This is a genomic window from Jannaschia faecimaris, from assembly GCF_900107415.1.
Taxonomy (GTDB): Bacteria; Pseudomonadota; Alphaproteobacteria; order Rhodobacterales; family Rhodobacteraceae; genus Jannaschia; species Jannaschia faecimaris.
The window spans coordinates 108,505-132,734 of sequence record NZ_FNPX01000008.1; the positions used below are offsets into that span (position 1 = coordinate 108,505).

Annotated in this window: 18 protein-coding genes; 17 read left to right on the forward strand and 1 reads right to left on the reverse strand. The window is 62.2% G+C overall.

What is annotated here, in order from left to right; genetic code table 11:
- Positions 1-8 precede the first annotated feature (8 nt).
- From glgC to BLV27_RS10785, 5 genes are all read left to right on the forward strand, one after another.
- The gene (gene glgC, locus BLV27_RS10765; RefSeq protein ID WP_092645778.1) at positions 9-1,265 is read left to right on the forward strand and encodes a glucose-1-phosphate adenylyltransferase; all 1,257 of its coding nucleotides are present in this window, start codon (positions 9-11) and stop codon (positions 1,263-1,265) included.
- Complete coding sequence (gene glgA, locus BLV27_RS10770) at positions 1,262-2,692, forward strand: glycogen synthase GlgA (protein ID WP_092645781.1); 1,431 nt, start codon at positions 1,262-1,264, stop codon at positions 2,690-2,692. The genes glgC and glgA overlap by 4 nt, the downstream gene beginning before the upstream one ends.
- Positions 2,689-4,782, forward strand: coding sequence for a glycogen debranching protein GlgX (gene glgX / locus BLV27_RS10775; protein WP_244504622.1), 2,094 nt, complete (start codon positions 2,689-2,691; stop codon positions 4,780-4,782). The genes glgA and glgX overlap by 4 nt, the downstream gene beginning before the upstream one ends.
- A 39-nt stretch (positions 4,783-4,821) precedes the next feature.
- Entirely contained in the window at positions 4,822-6,453 is a 1,632-nt protein-coding gene (locus BLV27_RS10780) for an alpha-D-glucose phosphate-specific phosphoglucomutase (RefSeq protein ID WP_092645783.1), read from the forward strand.
- Between the two features lie 140 nt (positions 6,454-6,593).
- Positions 6,594-8,987: a glycogen/starch/alpha-glucan phosphorylase gene (locus BLV27_RS10785; RefSeq protein ID WP_092645831.1), complete on the forward strand. Its 2,394-nt coding sequence runs from the start codon at positions 6,594-6,596 to the stop codon at positions 8,985-8,987.
- On the opposite strand, the gene BLV27_RS10790 is transcribed toward BLV27_RS10785, so the two are convergent.
- Positions 8,984-10,600, reverse strand: a complete 1,617-nt coding sequence (locus BLV27_RS10790; protein ID WP_092645785.1) for an alpha-glucosidase family protein — start codon at positions 10,598-10,600, stop codon at positions 8,984-8,986. The genes BLV27_RS10785 and BLV27_RS10790 overlap by 4 nt on opposite strands.
- 379 nt (positions 10,601-10,979) lie before the next feature.
- Between BLV27_RS10790 and BLV27_RS10795 the strand changes: the two genes are divergently transcribed.
- The 12 genes from BLV27_RS10795 to BLV27_RS10850 all read left to right on the forward strand — a co-directional run bounded on the left by BLV27_RS10795 (position 10,980) and on the right by BLV27_RS10850 (position 24,109).
- Positions 10,980-12,038, forward strand: coding sequence for a C4-dicarboxylate TRAP transporter substrate-binding protein (locus BLV27_RS10795; protein WP_092645787.1), 1,059 nt, complete (start codon positions 10,980-10,982; stop codon positions 12,036-12,038).
- Between the two features lie 68 nt (positions 12,039-12,106).
- The gene (locus BLV27_RS10800; protein ID WP_092645789.1) at positions 12,107-12,634 is read left to right on the forward strand and encodes a TRAP transporter small permease; all 528 of its coding nucleotides are present in this window, start codon (positions 12,107-12,109) and stop codon (positions 12,632-12,634) included.
- Positions 12,634-13,971: a TRAP transporter large permease gene (locus BLV27_RS10805; protein WP_092645791.1), complete on the forward strand. Its 1,338-nt coding sequence runs from the start codon at positions 12,634-12,636 to the stop codon at positions 13,969-13,971. The genes BLV27_RS10800 and BLV27_RS10805 overlap by 1 nt, the downstream gene beginning before the upstream one ends.
- A complete protein-coding gene (locus BLV27_RS10810) occupies positions 13,971-14,789 on the forward strand; it encodes an IclR family transcriptional regulator (RefSeq protein WP_092645793.1) in 819 nt (272 codons plus the stop codon). The genes BLV27_RS10805 and BLV27_RS10810 overlap by 1 nt, the downstream gene beginning before the upstream one ends.
- Before the next feature lie 10 nt (positions 14,790-14,799).
- On the forward strand, positions 14,800-16,878 hold the full coding sequence (locus BLV27_RS10815; RefSeq protein WP_092645795.1) for an FAD-dependent oxidoreductase: 2,079 nt from the start codon (positions 14,800-14,802) through the stop codon (positions 16,876-16,878).
- Between the two features lie 2 nt (positions 16,879-16,880).
- Positions 16,881-18,056 (forward strand): acetyl-CoA C-acyltransferase, encoded by a 1,176-nt coding sequence (locus tag BLV27_RS10820; protein WP_092645797.1) that lies wholly within the window; start codon positions 16,881-16,883, stop codon positions 18,054-18,056.
- 11 nt (positions 18,057-18,067) lie between these two features.
- Positions 18,068-19,261 carry an acyl-CoA dehydrogenase family protein gene (locus BLV27_RS10825; RefSeq protein ID WP_092645799.1) on the forward strand — a complete coding sequence of 398 codons (1,194 nt, stop codon included), beginning with the start codon at positions 18,068-18,070 and terminating at the stop codon, positions 19,259-19,261.
- A 1-nt stretch (position 19,262) separates the two neighbouring features.
- Entirely contained in the window at positions 19,263-20,375 is a 1,113-nt protein-coding gene (locus BLV27_RS10830) for an acyl-CoA dehydrogenase family protein (protein ID WP_092645801.1), read from the forward strand.
- Positions 20,372-20,818 carry a PaaI family thioesterase gene (locus tag BLV27_RS10835; RefSeq protein ID WP_092645803.1) on the forward strand — a complete coding sequence of 149 codons (447 nt, stop codon included), beginning with the start codon at positions 20,372-20,374 and terminating at the stop codon, positions 20,816-20,818. The genes BLV27_RS10830 and BLV27_RS10835 overlap by 4 nt, the downstream gene beginning before the upstream one ends.
- A complete protein-coding gene (locus BLV27_RS10840) occupies positions 20,815-21,606 on the forward strand; it encodes an oxepin-CoA hydrolase, alternative type (RefSeq protein WP_092645805.1) in 792 nt (263 codons plus the stop codon). Before BLV27_RS10835 ends, BLV27_RS10840 begins: the two co-directional genes overlap by 4 nt.
- A complete protein-coding gene (locus BLV27_RS10845) occupies positions 21,603-22,613 on the forward strand; it encodes an NAD(P)H-dependent flavin oxidoreductase (protein WP_092645807.1) in 1,011 nt (336 codons plus the stop codon). The genes BLV27_RS10840 and BLV27_RS10845 overlap by 4 nt, the downstream gene beginning before the upstream one ends.
- Positions 22,610-24,109, forward strand: a complete 1,500-nt coding sequence (locus BLV27_RS10850; protein ID WP_092645809.1) for a class I adenylate-forming enzyme family protein — start codon at positions 22,610-22,612, stop codon at positions 24,107-24,109. The genes BLV27_RS10845 and BLV27_RS10850 overlap by 4 nt, the downstream gene beginning before the upstream one ends.
- Positions 24,110-24,230: the final 121 nt, after the last annotated feature.

Genomic DNA, 24,230 nt, shown 5'->3' on the forward strand with positions numbered 1-24,230 from the left:
GACTGAGAATGCCGACGAAACGTTTAACACAGCGATCCATGGTTTTTGTGCTTGCCGGGGGGCGAGGCAGTCGCCTCAAGGAGCTGACGGATCGACGTGTGAAACCTGCCGTCCCTTTTGGCGGCAAGGGGCGCATTATCGACTTTGCCCTGTCAAACGCGCTGAATTCCGGCATCCGGAAGATGGCCATCGCAACACAATACAAGGCGCACAGTCTGATCCGGCATCTGCAACGCGGCTGGAACTTCTTCGGAGCGGAGCGGAACGAATTTCTCGATGTTCTCCCGGCCTCTCAGCGGGGTGGGACGGAAAGCTGGTACAAAGGTACGGCTGATGCCGTGACGCAGAACATCGATATCGTCGATAGCTACGATGTTGACTACGTGGTCATTCTTGCCGGCGATCACATCTACAAAATGGATTACGAGATCATGCTCCGTCAGCATGTCGACTCCGGTGCCGACGTCACGGTCGGATGCCTGACCGTCCCGCGCATGGAGGCGACGGCCTTCGGGGTGATGGCGACGGACAAGGACGGTCGGATCACCAGCTTTCTTGAAAAACCCGCGGACCCGCCGGGTATCCCCGGCGATCCGGACAAGGCACTGGCGTCGATGGGCATCTATGTGTTCGACTGGAAATTCTTGCGGGATCTTCTTCTCAGGGACGCGGAAGATCCGAACTCCTCCAACGATTTCGGAAGCGATCTGATCCCCGATATCGTGAAGAACGGAAAGGCCATCGCCCACCGGTTTGACGACAGCTGCGTTCGTGAACCGGGGGCTCCGGCCTACTGGAAGGACGTCGGGACTGTCGATGCCTTCTGGCAGGCGCATATCGATCTGACGAACTTCACGCCCGAACTCGACTTATGGGACCGCTCCTGGCCGATCTGGACGTACAACGAAAGCGTCCCGCCCGCGAAGTTCATCCACGATGAACGGGACCGGCGGGGCATGGCGATATCCTCGATGGTGTCCGGAGGTTGCATCGTCTCGGGAACCGAAGTCCGCAATTCGGTTCTTTTCACCAACGTGCACACCAATTCCTATGCCGTTCTGGATCATGCCGTCTTGTTGCCGAACGTGACTGTCAACCGGTCCGCGCGTCTGCGACAGGTTGTCATTGATGGCGGTGTCACGATCCCCGACGGTCTTGTCGTCGGGGAAGATCCGACCGAGGACGCGAAGTGGTTCCGCGTCACCGACCGGGGAACGACGCTCATCACGCAAGTCATGCTGGACAGAAGGGCTGCCGATTCATGACAAGAATCCTCTTCGTCGTATCGGAGTGTGCCCCCCTGATCAAAACCGGGGGATTGGCCGATGTGGCCGGCGCATTGCCGGGCGCATTGGCCGCTTACGGCGACGAGGTCCGCGTCCTGCTGCCCGGTTACAGGGCGGTCATGGCAAAGCTCGGCAAGACCAAGGTGCTGGAGACCTTCGACGACCTGTTCGGCGGACCTGCCCGGCTTCGCGGGGGGCGTGTCGCGGGGCTCGACCTGCTGGTGATCGATGCGCCGCACCTGTACGACCGCGACGGGGGCATCTACGTCGATGCGACGGAACGTGATTGGCCCGACAATCCGGAACGGTTCGCGGCGCTGTCCCATGTTGCTGCGCAGGTCGCGAAAGCGGGGGTGGGCGGATGGGCCCCGGACATCGTTCACGGCCATGACTGGCAAGCAGGTCTGACACCCGAATACATGCACGCAACGGGAACCGATGTGCCCTTTGTTTTCACCGTCCACAACATCGCGTTCCACGGGAACGCGCCCGCCGCCCGGATGGATTCTCTGCGATTGAACCGGGCACGATTTGACGCGGATCATTTTGAATTCTGGGGGCAGATATCTGCCTTGAAATCGGCCCTGACGGGGGCCGCCAGGATCACGACCGTATCGCAAACCTATGCGGAGGAGTTGTTGACGCCCGAGTTCGGCATGGGGATGGATGGCGTCCTGCGGCACCGCCAGGCAGACTTGGTTGGCATCGTGAACGGGATCGACCTTGATGTCTGGAACCCGGCGACTGACCCGAACATCAAGCCCTACAAGGGCGTGGCCGGAAAGGCCCTGAACAAACGGGCCCTGCAAAAGACCTTTGGGCTTGGGCAGGTAGAGGGCCCTCTTTGCGTGCTCGTATCTCGCCTGACGGAACAGAAAGGCATCGATCTGTTGCTGGAGGCTTTGCCAACACTTTTGGATCGTGGGGGGCAATTGGCCCTGCTTGGATCTGGCGATCCCAGGTTGGAGGTCGCCTTGCACGAAGCGGCGTCAACCCACGCGAATATCGCGGTCAAAATCGGCTATGATGAAGCTCTCTCGCATCAGATGATGGCCGGCGGCGATGCGATTCTGGTCCCATCACGGTTCGAGCCATGTGGCCTGACGCAGCTTTACGGCCTTCGCTATGGCACCTTGCCCCTTGTGGCGCTGACGGGTGGGCTGGCGGACACGGTGATCAACGCGTCCCCCGCCGCGTTGGCGCGAAACGCGGCTACCGGGTTGCAGTTTTTCCCGGTCACGACACCTGCGCTTTCCAACGCATTCGCGCGCCTTTGCAGTCTCTACGCCCAGCCGAAAGTCTGGAAGACGATGCAGGCGAATGCAATGAAGCAGCCCGTCGGATGGGAAGTGTCAGCTGCGGCTTACCATGATATCTATTTGTCCTTGTCAGAGGCGCGACCTTGAGCGTTGAACCGTTTCCAATCCGTCCGGGTCATCCATCGCCGCTCGGCGCGACGGTTGATGAAGAGGGCGTAAATTTCGCTGTGTTCTCGCAACACGCGACGAAGGTCTTGTTGTGTCTGTTCGACGAGGAGGGAAACGAAAATCAGATCATCCCCTTGCCCGAGCGTGAAGGGCACGTCTGGTATGGCTATTTTCCGGGTATGCACCCCGGGCAGCAATATGGCTTTCGAATGGACGGTCCTTACAAGCCTGAGGAAGGCCACCGCTTCAACCCCTACAAGTTGCTGATCGATCCCTATGCCAAGCGTCTGACCGGGCATCCCAAGTGGCACGACGCCCTGTTCGGCTACAAGACCGGGCATAAGGACAAGGACCTCAGCTTCGACAAGACGGACAGCGCGCCGTACATGCCGCGCAGCGTTGTCGTCGATCCTGCATTCAACTGGGGTGAGACGCCCCGGCCACATCATTCCCTTGAAAATTCAATTATTTACGAGGCCCACGTGAAGGGCCTGACTGCAGGCCGCAAGGATATCCCGAACGCGGGCAGCTATCTCGCAATGGCCTCCGACCCCATTCTGGAACATCTGAACAACCTCGGTGTTACGGCGGTCGAACTTCTGCCGGTGCAGGCGTTTCTCAACGAGAAATTCCTGCTCGACCGCGGGCTGACCAACTACTGGGGGTACATGACCTACGGGTTCTTCGCCCCCGATCCGCGCTATATGCAAGGCAGTGACATCGCCGAATTTCAGCAAATGGTTCAGCGGTTCCACTCGGCAGGGATCGAGGTGATCCTCGATGTTGTCTACAATCACACGGCGGAAGGCAGCGAACTGGGGCCGACCCTGATGTTCAGGGGCCTTGATAATGCGAGCTACTACCGGCTCGCCGATGATCGGCGTTACTACATCGACGATGCAGGGTGCGGGAATACGCTGGATTTCGAGAATCCGTTCGTGATCCGTCTTGTCATGGACAGCCTGCGCCACTGGGTCGAGGTCATGCACGTGGACGGGTTTCGGTTCGACCTGTGTTCCGCACTTGGTCGCACGCGCCACGGGTTCGAGAGGGACGGGCCGTTCTTCCGTGCCATCGGCCAGGACCCTGTTCTGAACCGGGTGAAGCTGATTGCGGAGCCTTGGGACATCGGTCCGGGCGGCTATCAGTTGGGAGCCTATCCGGCCCCGTTTGCCGAGTGGAATGACAAGTTCCGCGACAACACGCGCGAATTTTGGCGCGGTGACCGAGGGAAGGTCGCCGATATCGCGGCCCGCCTTACCGGGTCTGCCCAGTTCTTTGACCACGACGGTCGTGCCGCTACCTCGTCGCTAAACTTTCTGACGGCGCACGACGGGTTCACGCTGCAAGATGCGGTAAGCTATTCTGTCAAGCAAAACGAGGCCAACGGCGAGGACAGCCGCGACGGTCATTCCAACAATTACTCCGACAATATGGGCGTCGAAGGGCCGACCGATGACCCTGCGATCATTGCCGCCCGTGTTCGCCGTAAGCGAAATCTGATGGCGACGCTGATGTTATCGCAGGGAACACCGATGATCTTGGCTGGCGACGAGTTGAGCAATTCCCAAGGTGGCAACAACAACGCTTACTGTCAGGACAACGAGATCGGTTGGGTTAACTGGCCAAACGAGGACGACCCGTTTTTCACCTTTTGTCAGCAAGCGATCGCGTTCCGTAACATGCATCCGCTGCTGCGCCAAAAGCGTTTCCTGCACTCGCGCCGAAGACTCATTGACGGCGAGCCTGACCTGTTCTGGCGGCGCGCCAACGGGGCAGCGATGCGTCAGGTCGACTGGGACGACCCGGATCTGGACATCATCGTTGCCGAGATGCGCATGGCGTCGGGATCACCCGAATACGTGCAACGCGAAGGCGCATTGCTGGTTGTCTTGAACCGTGGGGAGGCCACCGAGATCGAACCACCGGCCCTTCCCGAGGGCGAAGCATGGGTGCGCCGGTTCGATACCAGTCAGGATGATGCCATAAAGGTGACGCAGGGTATGCAGGTGGCAGCGGAGGCTGTCGTCGTATTCTCGCATGAGACGGGACAGGAGCGCGGCGTCTGACGAATGCCGCAAAAGAGTAGACGAAGGGGAGGGCAGGCCATGCCGATGCAGACAGTTCGAACGAACGCGATTGATGGGCAAAAACCCGGCACCAGCGGATTGCGCAAGAAGACCGCTGTTTTCAAGCGACCGCACTACCTTGAGAATTTCGTCCAGTCCATTTTTGACGGGATCGATGGCGTGCAGGGGAAGACGCTCGTTGTTGGCGGCGATGGCCGGTATTTCAATGACTGTGCGATCCAGGTGATCCTGCGCATGGCGTCGGCCAACGGCGCGGCGAAATGCATCGTCGGACAAGGGGGAATTCTGTCGACCCCGGCTGTTTCTAACCTCATTCGGCAGCGTCGGGCGGACGGCGGACTTATCCTGTCGGCGAGCCATAATCCGGGCGGTCCAAATGCTGACTTTGGCCTGAAATATAACGGGCCGAACGGCGGTCCGGCGACAGAGACCGTTACGGATCGGATCTATGCGCGGACTCAGGAAATCAGGAGCTATAAGATCACCGCCGGAACCGAAATCGACCTGAACCAATTGGGGGTGACCAAAATCGACCGGATGAAGGTCGAGATCGTCGACCCCGTGAGCGACTACATGGCGCTCATGGAAACGATCTTTGATTTCGACAAGATTCGCGAGCTGTTCGCCGGCGGCTTCACCATGCGTTTCGATGCCATGCACGCGGTTACCGGCCCGTATGCCCACGCAATTCTGGAAGGCGCACTGGGCGCGACCAACGGGACTGTCGTCAACGGCACGCCCAGCCCCGATTTCGGGGGCGGCCACCCCGATCCCAATCCGATCTGGGCCAAGGCCCTGATGGACAAGATGTATGGCGGGGATGCCCCGGACTTCGGGGCCGCGTCAGACGGTGACGGGGATCGGAACATGATCGTCGGGCGTGGCATGTACGTGACCCCTTCGGACAGCCTCGCGGTTTTGACGGCAAATGCGCATCTGGCCCCCCGTTACAAGGATGGGTTGGCCGGGGTTGCGCGGTCCATGCCGACGTCGCGTGCGGTGGACCGCGTGGCCGACAGCCTTGGCATCGCCTGCTTCGAGACGCCGACCGGCTGGAAATTCTTCGGCAATCTGCTGGACGCGGGCAAGGTCACGCTCTGCGGTGAGGAAAGCGCCGGGACGGGGTCCGACCACGTTCGCGAAAAGGATGGCCTCTGGGCGGTCCTGCTTTGGCTGAACATCTTGGCCGAGACGGGTCAGCCGGTTGCGAAGGTGATGTCCGACTTCTGGGCGAAGTACGGACGTTGCTACTACTCGCGCCTCGATTACGAGGCCGTCGACAGCGACAAGGCAAGCGCAATGATCGAGGCGTTGCGCGTCAGGCTGCCGTTGCTGGCCGGGACACAGGCGGGCGGCCTGACCGTCGAGGCGGCGGATGAATTCGCCTACGACGACCCGGTCGATGGGTCCCGCTCCTCTGGGCAAGGCATCCGCATCACCTTCGCGGGTGGTGGCCGGGCCGTGTTCCGTCTTTCAGGAACCGGGACGGAGGGTGCCACCATCCGCATCTATCTTGAACAACTTGAAACCAAGGCGGACAAACTTGACATGAAACCGGAATACGCCTTGGCAGACGTGCGCAGCGCAGCGATGCTGCTTTCGGACTTGACCGCCAGCACGGGTCGGGTTGATCCAGATGTGGTTACCTGACATCAAGCGAACTTATGTTGAGGACCGGCGATAATCGGATCGCCTGACGACAGGCGCGGATGTCACCATGAAGTGTGCGTATGACAAACCGACCCTGCGCGGGGCGGGCACGGGTGGCCTTGGCGCGACTGGGGATTTCCATGAATTCGATGATTGATCTGTCCGCAGAAGCGCTGCGCGTCCGAGTCACACAGCATCTGACCTACACGCTGGGCAAAGATAAACCCCACGCGAGCCTTCACGACTGGCGCATGGCGGTCAGCTACAGCGTCCGTGATCTGATCATCGAGCCGTGGTTCGCCGCCACCCGAAAAACCTACGAGGCGCAGGGCAAGCGGGTCTACTACCTGTCGATGGAGTTCTTGATCGGGCGCATCCTTGCGGATGCCATGATGAACCTTGGCTTGCTTGAGGCGGTGAAAGACGTTCTTGACAGCGAGGGCGTCAGCATCGCGGATGTCGTCGAAGACGAACCCGATGCCGCGTTGGGGAATGGCGGACTTGGCCGTTTGGCGGCATGTTTTCTTGAAAGCATGTCGACCCTGCAATGCCCCGCCTACGGCTACGGTATCCGGTATGAACATGGCCTGTTTCGTCAGAAGTTCGAAAATGGCCGTCAGGTAGAACTTCCAGAAGATTGGCTGAACCAGCCACACCCCTGGGAATTCGAGCGTCCGGAAGCGCGCTACACGATCCGTTTCAAGGGGCATGTCGGCATTGTTGACGGGCGACCCGTCTGGCACCCCTCCGAGACTGTCTTTGCCCGCGCCTACGACATGCCCGTTGTCGGCTGGCAGGGAAAATGGGCGAACACGCTGCGTCTTTGGGGCGCGCATCCGACCGAGCTTTTCGATCTTGAACGGTTCAACTCGGGCGATCATACGGCGGCTGCGGAACCCGAGGCATTGGCCCGAACGCTGTCGCGGGTGCTTTATCCCGAGGACACGACCGACAGCGGAAAGGAGTTGCGGCTCAAGCAGGAATACTTCCTGACCTCGGCTGCGTTGCAGGACATTCTGCGCCGATTCCTGAGCGAATATGACGATCTTGCCCTGCTGCCTGAAAAGATCGCGATCCAGATGAACGATACGCATCCCGCGCTTGCCGGGCCGGAACTGATGCGCCTGCTGATCGACGATCACGGCCTGGATTGGGATCTGGCGAAACGCATTGCCGCAGGGTGTCTGAACTATACCAACCACACCCTTCTCCCCGAGGCGTTGGAGAAATGGTCAACGTGGCTGATGGGGCGGGTTTTGCCGCGCCATATGCAGATTATCGAGCGCATAGATCAGGAGCATCAATCAGTCACCCAATGTACCGCCGATCTTGGAATCGTCAGGCACGATCAGGTGGAGATGGGCACCTTGGCCTTCGTCATGGCATCGCATGTGAACGGCGTTTCGGCGCTGCACACGCAACTGATGAAGGAAACGGTATTCGCCGGTCTCAACCGGCTTTACCCGGCGCGGATCGTGAACCAGACCAATGGCGTCACACCCCGGCGTTGGCTTCGACTGTCGAACCCGGCTTTGTCCTCGGTTTTGACGCAGACCATCGGGCCGGGCTGGGAGGACGACCTTGGACGTCTTGCCGACCTTGGCAAACACGAAACGGATCGCGATCTTCGGGACCGTATCGGTGTGGCGAAGCGCCAGAACAAGGTCGCGTTGTCCAATTGGGCGTCGGATCAGCTTGGAATTTCGCTGGATCCGGACGCGATGTTCGATGTGCAGATCAAGCGAATGCATGAATACAAACGGCAGTTGCTGAACGTGTTTGAAACGATCGCGCGCTGGTCTGCGATCCGCGCCAACCCGCAGGGAGACTGGACGCCGAGGGTCAAGATTTTCGGTGGCAAGGCCGCGCCGGGGTATTTCGTTGCCAAGGAGATCGTGCACTTCATCAATGACGTCGCAAATACGATCAACAACGATCCCGTGACGGGCGACCTCCTCAAGGTAGTCTATCCCGCGAACTACAACGTCTCGATGGCGCAACGCCTGATCCCGGCGGCCGATCTGTCGGAACAGATCTCCACCGCGGGCAAGGAAGCCTCAGGGACCGGCAACATGAAGTTCACCATGAACGGCGCGTTGACCATCGGGACACTGGACGGTGCGAACGTTGAAATTCGAGAACACGTGGGCGCAGAGAATTTCTTTCTGTTCGGGATGACGGCGTCCGAGGTTCAGGACCGATACCAGGTGGACGCTCATGCGCGTCAGGCCATTCTTTCGAGTCAGCCGCTACAGGATATCCTACAAATGGTGGTCGAAGGTCGGTTCAGCCCCGGTGATGCCGACCGCTACAACGGCCTCGTCAATTCAACGTGGAACCACGATCCGTTTCTCGTGGCGTCCGACTTTGACAGCTATCTTGCGTGTCAGGCCGAAGTGGACCGCGCCTATGCCGATCCCGATCACTGGAACAGATTGGCCCTGCGTAACATCGCGGGCTCCGGGTTCTTCTCCTCCGATCGCACGATCAGGGGCTACATGGCCGATATCTGGGGCGCTGAAAGCCTGCCCTAAACTGCGGTAATCTTGATCTTCGAAGCGTGCGACAAGTAAGCGAAACCGTTGCCGTCAAGCGTCAGTGTGCCGTCGTCAAGCGTGGCCTCGTTGGAGAACATGGTGGTTGCCTCGCCCGTTACCTTTAGGGTGTGCGGCTCTGGCGAGAGGTTGAACACGCAGGTCAACGTTTCCTCCGGGGCGCTGCGCGTGAAGGCCAGTATCGGCTCGGGCAGCGTCAGGAACGTCGTTGATCCTTGGGTCAGGGCAGGGCTTGCCTTGCGGCGGGCGATGGCGGCCTTGTAGTAGGCGAGGATGCCGTCCTCGGTCTGGCTGTCCACGGCCTTTGCCGCCTGTGGTGCCTTGACCGGCAGCCACGGCTTGCCCGTTGAGAACCCGGCGTTGGGTTCGTCCTTTTCCCAGACCATCGGCGTACGGCACCCGTCGCGTCCCTTGACGGCGGGCCAGAACCGGAGCGCGGGCGGGTCGGTCAGTTCTTCGTAGGTCAATTCGGTGTCGGTCTGACCCAGTTCCTCGCCTTGGTAAATTCCGATCGTCCCCTCGAACGACATTAACATCGCGCAGGCAAGGCGCGCCATCGTGTCTTCGGAAACCGAATGCTCGGCCCAGCGGCTGACGTGTCGGGGGACGTCATGGTTGCTGAACGACCAATAGGGGTGGCCGTCAGGTGCACCGCGCTGAAACCCTTGAATGCAATTCTGAAAATGCTCCACATTGAAATCGGGTCCCAACATCGCAAAGCTGTACGCCATGTGGAGCCGGGACATCCCGGCGGTATACTCGCCCATGATCTCGATGGAGCGGTGCCCCATCTCGCCGACCTCGCCGACCATCATAATGTCCTCGTACTGGTCGGTCAGGGCGCGCATCCGCTCCAGAAAGCCCAGATTTTCTGGCCTGGTTTTGTTGTATAGGTTGTGCTGCATCCCATACAGATCGGTCGCCATGACCTGCGGTCGTGTCTGTGCCGGCGGATTAGAACGTAGCTCCTTGTCGTGAAAATAGTAGTTCACCGTATCCAGACGGAAGCCGTCCAGCCCGCGGTCCAGCCAGAACTTGCAGGTGTCCAAGATTGCGTCCACGACGTCCGGATTGTGGAAGTTCAGGTCCGGCTGCGAGGCGAGGAAGTGGTGCAGATAATACTGTCCGCGCTGGGGGTCGAATTCCCAAGCGGGTCCTCCGAAGTGACTGTGCCAGTTTGTCGGCGGGGAGCCATCGGGCAGGGGGTCGGCCCAGACGTACCAATCTGCCTTGTCGTTATCACGGCTGAGGCGCGATTGCTTGAACCACTCGTGCTTGTTCGAGGTATGCGAAAGCACCTGATCGACGATGACCTTCAGACCCCGCGCATGCGCCCCTTTGATCAGCGCATCGAAATCAGCAAGGTTTCCGAACAAGGGATCAATGGCTAGATAATCAGAAACGTCATAACCCATGTCCGCTTGTGGGGACTGGAAGATCGGCGACAGCCAAATGCAATCCGCGCCAATCTCTGCGATGTGGTCCAAGCGTCGCGTGATCCCTCTCAGGTCGCCAACGCCGTCGCCGTCATCATCCTGGAATGACCGAGGGTAGACCTGATAGATTACGGCACTTCGCCACCATTCCCGCATGCGCCAACTCCTTATCTCCGACAGATGTATCAGTCAGCGTCATGATTGAAAGGCTGCCGTGGGATGAAAATATGCCGCAGGGCCAGGGAAGACCGGTATCCGAAGCGTGGGCATCGCCACACCAGTCCGGACGCGGCGCGCCTCGGAGGAGATCGGACCGGTGCTGCGCGGCGCATCCTCATGAAGGGCTTCGACGTGGCGCGCCACATTCGTGTTAGGGCCGGAGGGTCCAAGATCTCGTGGTCTCGTCATATGCGGCTTGGTGAAATGGGACCTTTGCTGCCTACTGCGCGACGGCTTGCAATGGTTCCTCGTGCATCATACGGTCTGAATATCGGAATACTGTTCTGCATAGTGGAATTTCTAGGGAGGAGATTCGATGAAACCCCATAAAATCAAGCGTATCGCGCTGTCCGCCGCGGCAATTTGCTTGGCTGCCGCAACTGCCGTGTCGGCAGAAACGAAGTTGATTCTGGGCGAAGCGGGCCCAAACCGGGGCGCGCGTGCTGCAGCACTTCAACACTTCGTCGATGAAGTGACTGCCCGTACCGACGGGGAAGTCGTCATCGATGTTCAATGGGGCGGTGCGCTGTTCAAGGCGAACGCGGCCGTCGGGTCCATCGCGGACGGCGTTGCCGATCTTGGAACCATCATCAGCGTCTATTTCCCGCAAGAGATGGTGGGCTATGGCATTGCCGATCTTCCGGTCGTCAACGCCGACGCGTGGGTTGGAATGCGCGCCACCGACGACCTCATGCGGTCTTCGGACACGATCCAGGCGAACCTGGCCAATCAGAACCTCGTCTACCTTGGCACCTTCACGACATCGGCCGTGAACATCGGCTGCAAGGATGTCGCGATCCGGACCGTGGATGACATCAACGGACTCAAGATTCGTGGCGTCGGTGCCTATGGTGATACGTTCCGTGACTTCGGGGCCAACATGGTGCCGATGTCGATCTATGATGCCTATCAGGGGCTCGACACAGGTCTTCTGGATTGCTCGCAGGGTTACAGCTACGCCGTTGGTGCCCTCAAGCAGGAGGAAGTTATGACCTCCTACACGCTGTTGAACTGGGGTCAGGTGGGCGCATTGGGCGTGTTCATGAACAAGGACGTCTATGATGGCCTTGACCCGGCGATCCAGGCGGCGATGGCCGACGCGGGCGTCGCGATGGCCGACAAGCTGGGCGAACTGATCACCGCCGACAACGCGGCTGCCGTCGAGAAAATGCTCATGGCTGGCGTCGAAGTCATCGAATTGAGCACGGCCGAGCGTGACAAGCTGGTGGTGCAGGGCGCGCAATATGTCGATGCCTGGGTCGAACGTGCGTCCGGGGTCGGCATCGACGGTTCTGCCCTGCTGGCAGAGTACGAAACGCTGCTGGCGAAATACGCCGAGGAGCGGGACACCCAAGGCTACCCCTGGACCCGCTGATCGTTTGGTTGCCGGCCCCCGCCCACCAGGAGCGGGGGGCGGGGCCACACCGATTTCAAGGACATCCCATGCTCAATCGCATCGAACGGTTCCTTCTGGATATGGCGGCCTTTGCCGTGGCCGGTCTATGCCTGCTGATTACAGGTAGCGTGGTTTTGCGCGCCACACTCAATTCCGGCATTCCAGACACAATCGTCATGGTGGCCGAGCTGATGGTTGCCGCCATCGTCCTGCCGCTGGCCGCTGCAACGACGGCGCGGGCGCACATCGTGGTGGAATTCGTGTCCAAGATGCTCACCCCCCGCACGCAGGACTGGCTGATCGTCTTTGGCAGCCTTTTTGGTGTGCTTTCCTTGATGCCGCTGCTCTATGCCGGTTGGAACGAGGTGATGAAGAACATCGCGTCCGGCTCTTTTTACTTCGGTGAACTCAGCCTGCCGAAATGGCCGGGTCGGGCGATTTTCTTGGTGGGGCTGTCCTTTTGCTGGCTGCGTCTGCTGCTGATGGTGGTGGCTGACATCCGCACAATCCGCGCGGGCAGCCACATAGAGGTCGAGGGCGGCAAGACCACCGACCTGATGTCGGAGAAAACCTGATGGACGGCACGCTCGTCGGCCTGCTCGCCTTCGGCAGCGTCATCGGCCTGTTGGCAATTCGTGTGCCGATCGCCTTCGCGCTGGCGGGTGTTGCGGCAGTTGGCAGCTTCGTGATGTTTGCCTTCCGCACGGGGGACTTCACGCCCCTGCGGGCGATCCGCCCGACCACGTCGATGGTGTTCTCAAATTCTTTCGACCTTATCCATTCATATGACCTGTCGATGATTCCGCTGTTTGTCGCACTGGGCCACATCGCCTACCGCGCCGATATCACGACCAAGATCTATCACGCCGCCCGCGTCTGGTTGGCGCGGGTGCCGGGCGGGGTGGCTATGGCCAGCGTGGTCGGTTGCGGCGGGTTCTCGGCGATCACCGGGTCGTCCATTGCCTGTGCATCGACCATGGGCCGCATCTGCTCGCCCGAAATGTTGCGCATGGGCTACGACAAGCGGCTGGCCACGGCCTCGGTCGCGGCGGGGGGAACATTGGGGTCGCTGATCCCGCCGTCGGTCCTGTTCATAATTTATGGCATATTTACCGAGACATCGATCTCCGCTTTGTTCCTCGCGGGCATCTTGCCGGGGATCATATCGCTGCTGGGATTCATCTTGGTGATCTACCTCTGGGTCTGGCGCGATCCGTCGTCCGCACCAGCCTTCCAAGGCACGATCACGGTGCGTGACAAGTTGCACGCGGCCGTTGATGCCTGGCCTGCCGTCGCCCTCTTCGTGATCATCGTGGGCGGTATCTACGGCGGTATTTTCACCGCGACCGAAGCCGCCGCGATCTGTGTCTCCGCCGCCGTTCTGATCGGTTTCCTGCAACGTAAGCTTACTCTGACGGCCCTGTGGGAGAGCTTGCGTGAAACCTGCATCCAGACGGCGAGCATCTTCCTGATCGCTGCCGCCGCCAAAATATTCGTGGCTTTTGTCGCACTGACCGGCGTGGCCCCGGCGATCGTGGGCGCGGTGACGGACGCGCAGTTGTCGCCCGTCGTCCTGCTTATCGCGATCGCGGCGATCTACCTGTTGCTGGGCATGTTCCTCGACCCGATCGGCATCATGGTGCTGACCCTGCCGCTGATGATTCCGCTGGTGGAGGGCTACGGCTTCGACCTGATCTGGTTCGGCGTTGTCGTCATCAAGCTGCTGGAGATCGGGCTCATCACCCCGCCCGTGGGCCTCAACGTATTCGTCATCGCCAACGTCGTGGGGCGAGAAGTACCAATTGATCGCATCTTCTCGGGTATCCTGCGGTTCCTCACCATCGACGTACTGGTCCTGATCCTAATAATGTCTTTTCCAATACTGTCGCTCCTCATTCCGGGGAGCATGTGATGGGTGAGCCGACTGAGGCCACGACGACTGACCGGCGTTTCGCCACCACGCTTGCGCGGGGGCTCAGCGTGCTGCGTGCCTTCCGCCCATCGGACGACGGTCTGACCAACGCCGAGATTTCGGAGCGCACGGACTTGCCCAAGTCCACGGTTTCGCGTCTGACGTTCACGTTGCAGTCGCTCGGCTACCTGACCCATGCGCGACACCACGACCGGTATAGGCCCGGTCCCGCGCTGCTTGTGCTGGGCAACATGGCATCCGCCTCGATCAGCTTCGTCGATATGGCCGGGCCCCTGATGCAGCGTCTGGCCGATGAGACCGGCACGCTGGTGCTCCTGCTGGTGCGCGACGGGGCCAAGATGCTGATCGTGAAGACCTGGCGACCCCGCACCGTCGCCTCGCTCTGGCTTGAGGTGGGACACCGCCTGCCGTTCATCGGCTCGTCTTCGGGGCAAACCCTGCTGGCGGCGCTTTCGCCGGAACAGTTTGGCCAGGCCCTGCGGGATGCAGATGGCGACCGTGGCCTGACGCCGAAGCGGGCCGAGGAAATCCGTCGCGAGATGGCTGGTCAGCTGATGAGGCGGGGCTTCGCAATCGCAGACCCCGAACACTACTTCGCCAGCCAGATCCATGCCGTCGCCACGCCGTTCCAGCCGAGGGATCTGGCCGAGCCGGTGGTCTTCACCTGCGGGGCCATGCCTGAAATGCTGTCAGTCGAGCGCATGGAGGCCGAGGTCGGGCCGGCCCTGCGTACAACCGTTTCCGAGTTGGAGCGCATTTTGGGGCAGATCCCCGGCGGCCCCCGCGGCGATCTTTGAGGAGAGTTTAATGAGTCCCGTTACATATTCCGTCCAGAAAGACATCGCCGTCATCGCCATAGATAACCCACCGGTTAACGCGCTGTCACACGCCGTCCGGCAGGGGCTGGCCCGGGCGATCAAGACTTTCGCCGGCGACGAGTCTGCGCGCATCGCGGTCGTGATGGGGGCGGGGCGTCTGTTCATCGGTGGCGCGGACATCTCCGAATTTGGCAAGCCGCTCAAGCACCCGACACTCCCGTCCGTCATCAACGCAATCGAGGCCTGCACAAAGCCCGTCATCGCCGCAATCCATGGCACCGCGCTGGGCGGCGGTCTGGAGGTGGCGCTGGGTTGCCATTACCGGCTCGCGATGATGGGCACAAAGCTGGGTCTTCCGGAAACCACGCTTGGCATTCTGCCGGGAGCGGGCGGCACGCAGCGCATGCCGCGGCTGGTCGGGCTGGAGTCGGCGGCCGAGATGATCGTCGGCGGCAAACCGATAAGTGCCGAGGACGCGCAGGCCATCGGTCTGGTCGACGGGCTGGGGCCGGACAACGATGTACGGAGCGCCGCACTGGCCTACGCTGGCAAGCTGCTGGCCAAGGGGGCGATCGCGCGCCCAACCCGCGCCATGCCCCCTCCGGACGGCGACCTGACCGAGATGCGCGCCAAAGTGGCCGCGAAATTTCGTGGCCAGGTTGCCCAAGTGACCGCGCTGGACGCCATGACGCGGGGCATGGCGCTGCCCTTCGACGAGGGACTGGCCGAGGAGCGTCGCCTGTTCCAGACCCTGATGGAAACGCCGCAGCGGGCAGGTCTGATCCATGCCTTTTTCTCTGAACGTACGGTTGCCAAGCTGCCGGAAATCGCGGGCGTCAAGCCCCGCACAATCAACCGTATCGCCGTCATCGGCGGCGGTACGATGGGGTCGGGCATTGCGACCGCCGCCCTGCTTGCAGGTCTAACCGTGACATTGGTGGAGCGTGACGACGCAGCCGCCGACAAGGCCCGTGCGACGATCGCCGGCAACCTCGAAGCAGCGGTAAAGCGCGGCAAACTGACGACTGCCCGCCGCGACGCCGCGTTGAAAACCCTCGCCACCGTCACCGATTACGCCGCCCTGTCAGAGGCCGACCTCGTAGTCGAGGCCGTATTCGAGAGCATGGACGTCAAACGGGAGGTCTTTGCCAAGCTTGATGCCGTCATGAAGCCCGGCGCGGTTTTGGCAACCAACACGTCCTATCTGGACGTGAACGAGATTGCAGCCGCCACCGGTCGACCAAGCGATGTGATCGGCCTGCACTTCTTCTCACCCGCGCATATAATGAAACTTCTGGAGGTCGTCGTTGCCGATGGCACCGCACCCGATGTGACAGCGACCGCTTTCGCGCTGGCCAAGCGTCTGGGCAAGACGCCAGTACGCGCGGGCGTCTGCGACGGCTTCATTGGCAACCGGATCCTGTCGCATTATCGCACCGCCGCCGACCACATGGTCCTTGATGGGGCCAGCCCCTACGACGTGGACCGCGCATTGGTCGATTTCGGGTTTGCCATGGGACCGTATCAGGTCAGTGATCTGGCGGGTCTCGACATTGGGTTCGCCACGCGCCAGCGCAAGGCGGGCGACGCCCACACCCGCGACCGCGTGCCGACCTTTGCCGATGCCCTTTATCATGCCGGGCGGTTGGGCCAGAAAACGGGCGCGGGTTACTACGACTATTCGGAAGACCGGAAGGGCAGGCCCGATCCGGCGGTCGAGGCCATCGTGGCCGAGGCCCGCACCGGTGAAACCCGTGCCTTCGGGGCCAATGAAATCGTCTGCCGGTACATGGCCGCCATGATCAACGAGGCGGCCCGCGTAGTGGAGGAAGGCATCGCCCTGCGCCCGCTGGATGTCGATGTCGTGTTCCTGCACGGCTATGGCTTTCCGCGTTATCGCGGCGGGCCGATGCACTGGGCCGATGCTCAGGGTCTCGACGGAATCCTCGTCGCCATCACCGAATTCGCGAAGACCGACGATCATTTCTGGCAGCCCGCGCCCCTCCTTTCGCGTCTGGTGGCCGAGGGTCGCCGCTTCGCCGATCTGAACCAGACCCGGAAGGACTGACCATGCCTGATCCCGTCATCGTCTCGCTCGCCCGTACGCCTATCGGCAAGGCCGGGCGCGGTGCATTCAACCAGACCCACGGGGCCGTCATGGGGGGGCATGTCGCCGCCGAGGCGGTCAAGCGCGCCGGCATCGAACCTGACCTGATTGAAGACAGCATATGGGGCTGCGGCTATCCGGAATACGTGACCGGAGGAAATATCGCGCGTCAGATCGTGCTGCGCGGTGGGCTACCCGACAACGTTGCAGGCACGACCGTCAACCGCTTCTGCGCCAGCGGGTTGCAGGCCATTGCCATGGGCGGCCACATGATCGCGCAAGAGGGGGCAACGGCCATCCTGGTCGGCGGGGTCGAGAGTATCTCGATGGTGCAGCCGCCCGCGCGCCATTCGCGTGAAACCTGGCTGGAGGCGAACCGCCCCGACCTCTACCTGCCGATGATCGAGACGGCGGATATCGTGGCGAAACGTTATAACATAACGCGCGCCGCGCAGGACGCGCTTGGCCTGGAAAGTCAGCAGCGCACGGCCGCTGCACAGGACGCCGGGCGCTTCGACGCTGAGATCGTTCCGATCACCGTCACCAAGGCCGTCAAAGACAAGGAAACCGGCGAGGTCTCGGAGGAGGAGATCACGCTGACGATGGACGAATGCAACCGACCGTCCACCGATCTGGCCGGTCTAGAAAAACTGCAACCCGTTCGCGGGGAAGGCCAGTTCATCACCGCCGGCAATGCCTCGCAGCTCTCGGACGGGGCCTCGGCCATGGTCATGATGGACGCGGCGGAGGCGGTGCGTCAGGGCTTGACGCCGCTGGGGGCATTCCGGGGCTTTGCCGTGGCGGGTTGCCATCCCGACGAGATGGGTATCGGCCCGGTCTTTGCCGTGCCGCGCCTGCTGGAACGCCATGGCCTCAAGATTGAGGATATCGACCTTTGGGAGCTGAACGAGGCCTTCGCCTCCCAAGCACTCTACTGCCGCGATACGCTGGGGATCGACCCGTCGATTTGCAACGTCGACGGCGGCTCCATCGCCGTGGGGCACCCTTTCGGTATGACGGGCGCGCGAATGACGTCGCACCTGATGGTCGAAGGCCATCGGCGGGGTGCGAAGCTGGGTGTCGTGACCATGTGCATCGGCGGCGGCCAAGGGGCCGCAGGCCTTTTTGAGATTTTCTGAGGAGACCTGCAATGAACCTCGACTATACCGACGACCAGAAAGCGTTCCGCGACGAAGTCCGGGCCTTTCTGGATGCAAACCTGCCGGAGCGTCTGACTGAAAAGGGGCGCGGCACCCGCGCGCTGACCAAGGCCGATCACGAGGAATGGCACGCGATCCTGAACGAAAAGGGCTGGCTTGCGGGCAACTGGCCCAAGGACTTCGGCGGGGCCGGGTTCGACGCCGTGCAGCGCCACATTCTTGAGATGGAAATGACCCGCGCCGGTGCGCCCCGCATCGTGCCCTTCGGCGTAGCCATGCTGGGACCGGTGTTGCAGAAATTCGGATCGAAGGCGCAGCAGGACCACTACCTTCCACGCATCCTGAACGGGGACGATTGGTGGTGCCAGGGCTATTCCGAGCCGGGGGCGGGGTCGGATCTGGCAAGCTTGCGGTGCGAAGCGGTGCGTGACGGGGACCACTACGTCGTCAACGGTCAGAAGACATGGACCACGTTGGGCCAGTACGCGAACATGATCTTTTGCTTGGTCCGGACTTCCAAGGAAGGGAAGCCGCAGGAGGGCATCAGCTTCCTGCTGATCGACATGGACACACCCGGCATCGAAGTCCGCCCGATCGTCCTGATCGACGGCAGCGCGGAGGTGAACGAGGTCTGGTTCTCGGACGTGCACGTGCCGGTGGAAAACCTGGTGGGCGAGGAGAACAAGGGCTGGACCTATGCCAAGTACCTGCTGACCCATGAGCGGACGAACATCGCCGGCGTAGGTTTTGCCAGCGCCGGTCTGGACAGCCTCAAGCGTATTGCGCGCGCTGAAACCGACGGCGACCGCAAGCTGATCGAGAACCCGCATTTCGCCGCCCGCGTCGCCCGTATCGAGATCGACCTGATGGCGATGGCGACAACCAACCTGCGCGTCGTATCCGCCGCCGCCGCGGGGCAGGCACCGGGCGCGGAATCGTCGATGCTCAAGGTCAAAGGCACAATCATTCGGCAGGAGATCAACGCCCTGACCCGCACCGCCGTCGGCCCCTATGCCATGCCATTCCAGTCGGAGGCGGTGGAGGGCGCGAACGAGGCTCCTATCGGACCAGACTATGCCGCCAAGGCCACCGGAGCCTATCTGAACAATCGCAAGCTCTCGATCTATGGCGGATCGAACGAAGTGCAGCGGACGATCATCGCCAAGACCATGTTGGAGCTGTGACATGAATTTCGACCTCTCGGATGAAGGCCGTATGTTGCAGGACGGCCTGCGCCGTTTCCTGACTGATACCTATACCCCCGCAACCCGCCGGGCGGCGATGGGCGCGACCGCTGGCTTTGACGCGGAGATCTGGTCCGGGTTGGCCGAGATGGGCGTTATCGGCGCGCTGTTCCCTGAAGATCAGGGCGGCTTTGGTGGCACGGGCTTCGATCTCGCACTCATGTTCGAAGAGCTGGGCCGCGTTGGGGCCATTGACCCGCTGATTGATACGGGGGTTCTGGGGGGCGGGCTTCTGGCCGCCGCCGGGCGCGATGATCTGCTGGAGGAGGTCATCGGTGGCACATTGCAGCTTGCGCTGGCCCATACCGAGCCGGGCAGCCGTTACGACCTTGCCCGCGTTGCCACAACGGCAACCAAGGACGGTGACGGTTGGACCCTGTCGGGCCGCAAGGCCGTCGTGGTCAACGCGCCCGGCGCGGATCGCATCATCATTTCGGCGCGCACCGATGGCACCACGGGCGACCCGGATGGGATCAGCCTTTTCATCGTCCCGGCGGAGGCGCTGAACCTTCTGCCCTATCCGCTCGTGGGCGGTGGGATGGCGTCCGAGATTGCGTTGGACGGCATCAAGTTTCCCGCCGACGCGCTGTTGGGCGATGCGGGTCATGCGTATCCGATGCTGGCAGCGGCGCAGGCGCGTGCGACCCTGGCCATCTGCGCCGAGGCGTTGGGTTTGATGGAGGCGATCCGGCGTCTGACGACGGACTATCTGAGGACACGCAAGCAGTTCGGGCAGCCCATCGGCAAGTTCCAGGTGCTGCAGCACCGCATGGCCGATGTCCTGATCGAGATCGAGCAGGCTCGGTCGGCGGTCATCAATCTGGCGGGAAACATCGACACGCCCGACCGCGACCTGCACCTGCACGCAACCAAGAACCTGATCGGCACCGTCGCCAAGCTGGTGGTCGAGGAATCGATCCAGATGCACGGCGGCATCGGCGTGACTGAGGAATACGACCTCGGCCACCTCGCCAAGCGTCTGACGATGGTTGACCATCGTTTCGGCGATGCGCTTTGGCATCTGGAGCGCTTCATCACGCTGCGCGCCGCATGAGCGGTCTGCCGGCAGATGGCCCCGGTCTCATCCGGGGAGAGACGGGCACGCAGCGCCTGCTGGGCTACGTCTTGGATGTGCGGGGCGGCCATGGCGGCTCCGCTCGGTGCCACATGGCGATCACCGCCGATCATACCAATCGCCACGGCGTGCTGCACGGGGGTATCACGACCTCCATCCTGGACAATGCGATGGGGGCAACGGCCAGCCTGACAGCGGACGAGACTGGAAAATCTCCGTTCCTGACGATCTCAATGACGGTGAACTTCCTGTCCCCCGGATTTCCGGGTCAGACGATTGTCGCGACCGGCCGCAAGACGGGCGGAGGGCGGTCGACCGTCTTCATTGATGGGGTGCTGGAGGCTGAAGACGGCACGTTGATCGCCACTGCGACGGGCGTGTTCCGCAAGGTGCCGTCGCATCGCCTGAAGGAGGGCGCATGACTCTTGCCCGTCTGGACGATCTCGGCGACCGCCTGATCGTGACCGCGATGAACGGGGCCCGGCGCAATGCGCTGACTCCCGAATACTACGAAACGCTGCACCGTGCGTTGATGCTGGCGGAAGAACCACGCATCACGTCAATCATCCTACACGGTGAAGGGAATTACTTCTGTGCGGGCGGCGACCTGACACAGATCGCGACGCGCCGGGATCTGCCGCGCGACCAGCGTCTTGCCCGCGTCGAGGCATTGCACGACCTGATCCGGGGCGTGATGGCCTGTCCGGTGCCAGTAGTCGCTGCGGTTGAAGGGGGGGCTGCGGGGGCGGGTGCGTCCCTTGCCTTTGCCTGCGACATGATCGTGGCCGACCGCGCCGCAACCTTCTCGGCGGCCTACGTCAAGGCGGGGCTGACGCCAGATGGCGGGCTGACGGCGAACCTGGCCCGGCTGGTGCCCCGCGCGATGTTGATGCGCATGGCTCTGCTGGGTGAGAAAGTTGACGCGACGCGCCTGTTCGATCTGGGCGTGGTTTCGCAACTTGAAGATGCGGATGCCGTCTTGCCCGCGGCCCTCGTGTTGGCCGACCAACTGTCGGCTGGGCCAACCGAAGCGCAAGCGCGGATCAAGGCACTGGTCACCGCTGCCTATGACAGCGACGTCGCCAGCCAGTTGGACCGCGAATGCGACGGGATCGCCGACAGTGTGGCCGCGCCGGAAGCCGCGGAAGGGATCGGAGCCTTTCTTGAAAAACGCCGACCGAACTTTGCCAAGCTGCGGAGTACGGCATGACCGATCCCGTTTTCGATACGGCCGTCACACGAACCTATGGCACCCGCCTGCCCATCGTGGCTGGTGGGCTCATGTGGCTGTCGGATGCCGATTATGTCGCGGCCTGTGCCCGCGCGGGTATCATCGGGTTCCTCACTGCGGCCAGCTTCAAGGAGCCGGGCGCACTTGAGGCCGAGATCGCCCGCGCCCGCGCGACCTGTGGCGACCGGCCTTTCGGCGTCAACGTTTCCATGCTGCCCAAGCTGGTAGAAGGCGAGACGATTGCCGAGACCTTCCGTATCATCGCGGGCGAAGGCGTGCGGTTCGTCGAGACATCGGGCCGAAACCCCGAGGCATTTCTGCCCATGCTCCACGACGCGGGTATCCATGTCCTGCACAAGGTGCCTTCGGTCCGATTTGCCCGTAAGGCGCAGGCGGTGGGCGTGGACATGGTCTCGATCGTCGGGGCGGAATGCGGCGGGCATCCCGGCATGGACATGGTGGGCACCGTCGTGAACCAGGCCTTGGCCGAGCGCGACCTGACCATTCCCTTCCTGATCGGTGGCGGCATCGGAACCGGCAGCCAGATGATCGGCGCGCTGGCCTGCGGTGCGTCGGGCGTCGTGATGGGGACGCGCCTGTTGGTGGCGGAGGAGTTGAACGCCCACCGCGACTACAAGGACGCGTTGGTCCGGGCGACCGAGAGGGACACCCAACTGTCCATGGGGTCGGTGCGCAACACAATCCGTACATTGGCGAATGAGACATCGCGGCAGGTCGCGCAGATGGAGAGGAGCGATCCGGACGTCGGGATCGAAGCCCTGATGCCGCTGGTCTCCGGCGCGATCGGTCGCAAGGCCTATGAGACGGGGGACGTGTCGCGCGGTATGCTGTCGGCGGGCCAATCACTGGGTCTGACGGATGCTGTTGCCCCAATGGCCGATATTGTGGCGAGGATCGAGGCAGAAGCGATGGCCGCCCTATCCCGTCTGCGACCGCAACACCGCGGGGAGGCGGTCAGCGAATGACAAGAATCCACCATCTGATCGAACGCGCCGCGGACAGAACGCCCGACGCCTTTGCCGTGCGAGACGTTGATGGGCGCGCGGTCACCTACGCCGCCCATCAGCGCGCAATCGAAACGGCGGCGGACCTTCTCGTCGGCGCGGGGTTCCTGCCAGGGGACCGTCTGCTGGTCGTGGCTGAAAATTGCCATGCCACCTCTGTTTTGATTTTTGCCGCCAGCCGCGCGGGCGGGGTGGCGGTGCCGGTCAACGCGCGGATGACCGACGCGGAGATGACCCGTATCGTCGAGCACGCCACCCCACGGCTGATCGCCTGCACCACCGACATCTCACCGGAGGCGACGCGGCATGCGGGGGCTGTGGGGGCCACGCCGCACGCGACCGAATTCGGCACCATCGCCCTGACGCCCGCGCGCCCGGGCTTGGGGGAGGGGGCGACGCTCGAAACCGCCGTCATCCTCTATACCACCGGGACGACGGGTGCGCCGAAGGGGGTGATGCTAACCCATGGCAATCTGATATTCGCTGGCAAGACTTCCGCCGAGTTGCGCGATATCGAAGCGCACGACCTGATCTACGGCGCGCTTCCGATGACGCATGTCTTTGGTTTGGCGTCGATGCTGATGGCGGCCAGCACCAGAGGGGCCGCTATCCAGTTCGAAGCGCGGTTCCGACCGGATCGTCTTTACGAGGCGCTGAAGGCTGGGGCGACCGTCTTTCCCGGCGTGCCGCAGATGCACGCCTTGCTGATGAGCTACGTGGCCGAGAACGGTCTCGACGGGCTGCGCGACGTGCCGCTGCACTACGTCAGCTCGGGTGGCGCACCGCTCGACATGGCGTGGAAGCGCAAGGCCGAGGCGTTCTACGGGCTGGCCTTGCAGAACGGCTACGGCATGACCGAGACGACCGCCGGAATTTGTGCCACGAAAAACCCATTCGGCACCCCCGACGTGAGCTGCGGCCCGCCGCTGCCGGGGGTCGAGATCATGCTCGACACTGCCATCGGCGACAGTGCCGATGCGACCGTGGGCGAAGTACTGACCCGTGGCCCGCATGTGATGGCGGGCTACTACCGCAACCCGGAGGCCACGGCAGAGGTGCTTGGCCCTGACGGCTGGCTGCGCACGGGCGATCTCGGTCGTATCGACGGGGACGGGTTTCTGCATATCGTCGGGCGCGCCAAGGAACTGATCATTCGGGGCGGCTTCAACGTTTACCCGCCCGAGGTGGAGGCGGCCTTCAACGACCACCCGCAGGTCGTGCAATGCGCGGTGATCGGGCGCATGCTGCCGGGTGGAGACGAGGAGGTGCTGGCCTTCGTGCAATGCGCCGATCCGGACACGCTCGACCTTGATGCACTGCGCGCCTTTGCCGCCGCGCGGCTGACGGCGTACAAACGTCCCGCGCGGATCATCGCCGCGGCCACGCTGCCGGCGGCCCCGTCGGGCAAGATACTGAAACACACGCTCGCGTCGGTCTTCGCCGACCGCCTGACCTGAGGAGAGAGACATGCCCAAAGACACCCACGCCACGGGCCACGGGCCTGACCTTGCGCGATTTGACTGGGCGGATGCGTTCCGTCTGGAGGATCAGCTTTCGGAGGAGGAGCGGATGCTGCGG

Bases quoted from the DNA above. Each gene is read 5' to 3' on its own strand.
- glgC (WP_092645778.1), top strand. From the start codon at position 9: ATGCCGACGAAACGTTTAACACAGCGATCCATGGTTTTTGTGCTTGCC.
- glgA (WP_092645781.1), top strand. From the start codon at position 1,262: ATGACAAGAATCCTCTTCGTCGTATCGGAGTGTGCCCCCCTGATCAAA.
- BLV27_RS10780 (WP_092645783.1), top strand. From the start codon at position 4,822: ATGCCGATGCAGACAGTTCGAACGAACGCGATTGATGGGCAAAAACCC.
- BLV27_RS10785 (WP_092645831.1), top strand. From the start codon at position 6,594: ATGAATTCGATGATTGATCTGTCCGCAGAAGCGCTGCGCGTCCGAGTC.
- BLV27_RS10790 (WP_092645785.1), bottom strand. From the start codon at position 10,600: ATGCGGGAATGGTGGCGAAGTGCCGTAATCTATCAGGTCTACCCTCGG.
- BLV27_RS10795 (WP_092645787.1), top strand. From the start codon at position 10,980: ATGAAACCCCATAAAATCAAGCGTATCGCGCTGTCCGCCGCGGCAATT.
- BLV27_RS10800 (WP_092645789.1), top strand. From the start codon at position 12,107: ATGCTCAATCGCATCGAACGGTTCCTTCTGGATATGGCGGCCTTTGCC.
- BLV27_RS10805 (WP_092645791.1), top strand. From the start codon at position 12,634: ATGGACGGCACGCTCGTCGGCCTGCTCGCCTTCGGCAGCGTCATCGGC.
- BLV27_RS10810 (WP_092645793.1), top strand. From the start codon at position 13,971: ATGGGTGAGCCGACTGAGGCCACGACGACTGACCGGCGTTTCGCCACC.
- BLV27_RS10815 (WP_092645795.1), top strand. From the start codon at position 14,800: ATGAGTCCCGTTACATATTCCGTCCAGAAAGACATCGCCGTCATCGCC.
- BLV27_RS10820 (WP_092645797.1), top strand. From the start codon at position 16,881: ATGCCTGATCCCGTCATCGTCTCGCTCGCCCGTACGCCTATCGGCAAG.
- BLV27_RS10825 (WP_092645799.1), top strand. From the start codon at position 18,068: ATGAACCTCGACTATACCGACGACCAGAAAGCGTTCCGCGACGAAGTC.
- BLV27_RS10830 (WP_092645801.1), top strand. From the start codon at position 19,263: ATGAATTTCGACCTCTCGGATGAAGGCCGTATGTTGCAGGACGGCCTG.
- BLV27_RS10835 (WP_092645803.1), top strand. From the start codon at position 20,372: ATGAGCGGTCTGCCGGCAGATGGCCCCGGTCTCATCCGGGGAGAGACG.
- BLV27_RS10840 (WP_092645805.1), top strand. From the start codon at position 20,815: ATGACTCTTGCCCGTCTGGACGATCTCGGCGACCGCCTGATCGTGACC.
- BLV27_RS10845 (WP_092645807.1), top strand. From the start codon at position 21,603: ATGACCGATCCCGTTTTCGATACGGCCGTCACACGAACCTATGGCACC.
- BLV27_RS10850 (WP_092645809.1), top strand. From the start codon at position 22,610: ATGACAAGAATCCACCATCTGATCGAACGCGCCGCGGACAGAACGCCC.